Here is a 4,409-nt window from a genome sequence, read left to right on the forward strand (position 1 = left end):
GAGTGCATCGACCTCTGTAACGAGATCATCGAGGAAGAGCTCGCCGAGCCGACCGAACTCCAGTGGGACAGCCTCCCCAAGCCCCGCGAGATCTACGAGTTCCTCGACGCGTACGTGATCGGGCAGGAGAAGGCCAAGAAGGCCCTGTCCGTGGCGGTCTACAACCACTACAAGCGGGTCCAGTCCGGCGGCGACACCCGGCCCGGCGATGACGGTGTCGAGCTGGCCAAGTCGAACATCCTGCTGCTCGGCCCGACCGGCTCCGGCAAGACCCTGCTGGCCCAGACGCTGGCCCGGCTGCTCAACGTCCCGTTCGCGATCGCCGACGCCACCGCCCTGACCGAGGCGGGCTACGTCGGCGAGGACGTCGAGAATATTTTGCTCAAACTGATCCAGGCGGCCGAGTACGACGTGAAGAAGGCCGAGACCGGGATCATCTACATCGACGAGATCGACAAGATCGCCCGGAAGAGCGAGAACCCCTCCATCACCCGGGACGTCTCCGGGGAGGGTGTGCAGCAGGCGCTGCTGAAGATCCTCGAGGGCACCACCGCCTCGGTGCCGCCCCAGGGTGGCCGCAAGCATCCCCACCAGGAGTTCATCCAGATCGACACCACGAACATCCTGTTCCTCTGCGGCGGTGCCTTCGCCGGCATCGACAAGATCATCGAGAGCCGCATCGGCAATCGCGGCGTCGGCTTCGGCGCCGACGTCCGACGTCCCGAGGAGAAGGATCTCGGCGCCCTGCTGGCGGGGGTGCTGCCCGAGGACCTCCTGAAGTTCGGTCTCATCCCGGAGTTCGTGGGTCGGCTCCCGGTCGTCGGGGCCGTGCACAGCCTCGACCAGGACGCGCTCATGCGGATCCTGGTCGAGCCGAAGAACGCGCTCCTGAAGCAGTACCAGAAGTTCTTCCAGTTCGATGACGTCGACCTCGTGCTGACCGACGACGCCCTCGAATCGGTCGCCGAGGAGGCGCTGAAGCGCGGCACCGGGGCGCGCGGCCTGCGCGCCATCCTGGAAGAGGTGCTGCTCGACGTCATGTACGACCTTCCGAGCCGCACCGACGTGGCCCGCTGCGTGATCGACCGCAGCGTCGTGCTCGAGCACATGACGCCCACGCTCATCACGAGCACTCCCGACCGCCGCTCGGCCTGAGCTCGACCCGCGCGAGCGCGCCGACGCCGCGCCCCAACCCCACGGGCTCGGCCGCGCCGGCTCTCTAGACTCGACGCATGCCGGCCCCGGACAAGCCCCGCCTCGACGGGCTCGAGACGGCGTGGAGCCAGCGCTGGGACGAGGACGGCACCTACCGCTTCGACCGCTCGAAGCGCCGAGAGCAGATCTACTCGATCGACACGCCCCCGCCGACCGTGTCGGGGCGCCTGCACGTCGGCCACGTGTTCTCGTACACCCACACCGACACCGTCGCCCGGTACCAGCGCATGCGCGGCCGCGAGGTCTTCTACCCGATGGGCTGGGACGACAACGGGCTGCCGACGGAGCGGCGGGTGCAGAACTACTACGGGGTCCGCTGCGACCCGACGCTGCCGCACGACCCGGCGTTCGAGCCGCCGAGCGCACCGCAGGACCCGCCGCGGCCGATCGCCCGCGGCAACTTCGTCGAGCTCTGCGAGGGCCTCGTCGTCGAGGACGAGGCCCAGTTCGAGGCGCTGTGGCGGCGCCTCGGCCTCTCGGTGGACTGGACGCTGACCTACACGACGATCGGCGCGACCGCGCAGCGAATCTCGCAGCGCGGCTTCCTCCGGATGCTCGCCCGCGGGGAGGCATACCAGGCCGAGGCGCCGACGCTCTGGGACGTCGACTTCCGCACCGCGGTCGCCCAAGCCGAGCTCGAGGACCGCGAGCTCCCCGGCGCCTACTACGCGGTGCGGTTCCCCCGCTCGGGCCACGACCCGGTGGTCATCGAGACGACGCGCCCGGAGCTCATCCCCGCCTGCGTGGCCCTCGTCGCCCATCCCGACGACGACCGCTACCGGGCCCTCGTCGGGTCGTCGGTCCGCACCCCGCTCTTCGACGTGGAGGTGCCGGTCGTCGCGCACCCGCTCGCCGATCCCGAGAAGGGGTCGGGCATCGCCATGGTCTGCACCTTCGGCGACCTGACCGACGTCACGTGGTGGCGGGAGCTCCAGCTGCCGGCTCGACCGATCGTCGACTGGGACGGCCGGATCCGGCCCGAACCCCCGGCCGCGATCAGCGGCGACGGGGGGCGGGCGGCGTACGCCGAGCTGGCGGGCCTGCCCGTCGCCGCCGCGCGGCGACGGATCGTCGAGCTGCTCGGCGAGGCCGGCGCCCTCGCCGGCGCGCCGAAGCCGGTCGTGCACGCGGTGAAGTTCTACGAGCGCGGCGAGCGGCCCCTGGAGATCGTCACCACGCGCCAGTGGTACATCCGCAACGGGGGCCGCGAGCCGTCGCTGCGGGCCGAGCTGCTGGCCCGCGGCCGCGAGCTGCGCTGGCACCCCGAGTACATGCGCGCCCGCTACGAGGCCTGGGTCGAGGGCCTGAACGGGGACTGGCTCATCAGCCGCCAGCGGTTCTTCGGCGTGCCGTTCCCGGTCTGGTACCGCCTCGACGCCGAGGGGTCGCCGGACTACGAGCACCCCCTGCTCGCCGCCGAGGACCGGCTGCCGGTCGACCCGTCGAGCGACATGCCCGACGGCTACGAACCCGGGCACCGGGGCCAGCCCGGCGGGTTCATCGGCGACCCCGACGTCATGGACACCTGGGCCACCTCCTCGCTGACGCCCCAGATCGTGTGCCAGTGGCAGGAGGACCCGGACCTCTTCGCGCGCACGTACCCGATGGACCTGCGACCCCAGGCCCACGACATCATCCGCACCTGGCTGTTCTCGAGTGTCGTGCGGGCCCACCTCGAGTTCGGCGGCCTCCCGTGGTCGGACGCGGCCATCTCGGGCTGGGTCCTCGACCCCGACCGCAAGAAGATGTCGAAGTCGAAGGGCAACGTCGTCACCCCGATGGGGCTGCTCGAGGAGTACGGATCCGACGCCGTCCGCTACTGGGCGGCCCGGGGACGCCCGGGCGCCGACACCGCCTTCGACGACGGCCAGATGAAGATCGGCCGGCGGCTCGCGATCAAGATCCTCAACGCGTCGAAGTTCGCCCTCGGTGTCGCCGGCGAGGGCGGCGAGGTCGCCGACGGCGCCGCGATCACGGCGCCGCTCGACCAGGCGCTGCTGGCCGGGCTGGCCGACGTGGCAACCGACGCCACCGCCGCCTTCGAGGCCTACGACTACTCGCGCGCCCTGGAGCACACCGAGCGGTTCTTCTGGGCCTTCTGCGACGACTACGTCGAGCTCGTCAAGCAGCGCGCCTACGGGACCGCCGGCGAGCCCGGCGCTCGCTCGGCTCGGGCCACGCTGCTCCGCGCCCTCGACACGCTGCTGCGCCTCTTCGCGCCGCACCTCCCGTTCGTGACCGAGGAGGTGTGGTCGTGGTGGCAGCACGGCTCCGTCCACCGGGCCGCGTGGCCGGACCCGTCGGCGCTGCGCCGCCAGGCCGGCGACGGGGACCGGGCCGTGTTCGTCATCGCCGGCGAGGTGCTCGGCGCGGTGCGCAAGCACAAGACCGAGCGGCAGCGCTCGCTGCGAGTCGAAGCGGAGCGGGTCGTCGTGCGTGACACCGCGCCGCGCCTGGCCCTGCTCCGACCCGCGCTCGACGACGTGCGCGAGGCCGCGCGGGCCCGGGCCCTCGACGTCGTCGAGGGCGAGCCGCCGACCGTCGAGGTGGAGCTCGCTGAGCCCGACGCCGCCTGACCTCGGCGCGCGACCCGACGCCGCGCGCGCGTGGCTCGAATCGCACGTGAACCTCGAGTCGCTCGGGGTGCCCGCGGGCACGGAGCGGCGCGCCACCCGCCCCACGCTCGCCCGCATGGCCGCGCTGGCCACGCTGCTCGGGTCGCCGCAGCTCGAGTACCCGATCGTCCACGTCACCGGTACGAACGGCAAGACGTCGGTGGCGCGGCTGGCCACCGACCTGCTCGTCGAGCAGGGCCTCTCGGTGGGCTCGTACACGAGCCCGAACCTCGAACGCGTGAACGAGCGAATCGCGTGGAACGGGCACGACATCGACGACGACGCGCTCGACGAGCTGCTCACGCTCGTGGCCACGATCGAGCCAAACCTGCCGGAGGTCCCGAGCTTCTTCGAGATCCTCACCGGGGTCGCCTACCGGTGGTTCGCCGACGTCGCCGTCGACGCCGCGGTGGTCGAGGTCGGGCTCGGCGGCCGCTTCGACGCCACGAACGTCGCCGACGGGCGCGTCGCGGTCGTCACGAACGTCAGCGTCGACCACGTCGAGTACCTGGGCCCGACGCCGCTCGACATCGCCGACGAGAAGGCGGGCATCGTCAAGCCCGGCGCCACCCTCGTCCT

At 71.8% G+C, this 4,409-nt stretch carries 3 protein-coding genes; all 3 read left to right on the forward strand.

Features of this window, described 5'->3' with window-relative positions:
* Positions 1–1,155 (forward strand): ATP-dependent Clp protease ATP-binding subunit ClpX (gene clpX, locus VG869_11430; GenBank protein HEV3451801.1); only part of this gene is annotated, 1,155 nt, incomplete at its 5' end.
* 77 nt (positions 1,156–1,232) lie between these two features.
* On the forward strand, positions 1,233–3,791 hold the full coding sequence (valS, locus tag VG869_11435; GenBank protein ID HEV3451802.1) for a valine--tRNA ligase: 2,559 nt from the start codon (positions 1,233–1,235) through the stop codon (positions 3,789–3,791).
* A 46-nt stretch (positions 3,792–3,837) separates the two neighbouring features.
* The coding region (locus VG869_11440) for a Mur ligase family protein (protein ID HEV3451803.1) at positions 3,838–4,409 on the forward strand (572 nt) is incomplete at its 3' end.

It is taken from the genome of Acidimicrobiia bacterium (genome assembly GCA_035948415.1).
GTDB lineage: Bacteria > Actinomycetota > Acidimicrobiia > IMCC26256 > PALSA-555 > PALSA-555.

What these genes read in the sequence shown, in the direction of transcription:
- valS (HEV3451802.1), top strand. Translation starts at nt 1,233, where the DNA reads ATGCCGGCCCCGGACAAGCCCCGCCTCGACGGGCTCGAGACGGCGTGG.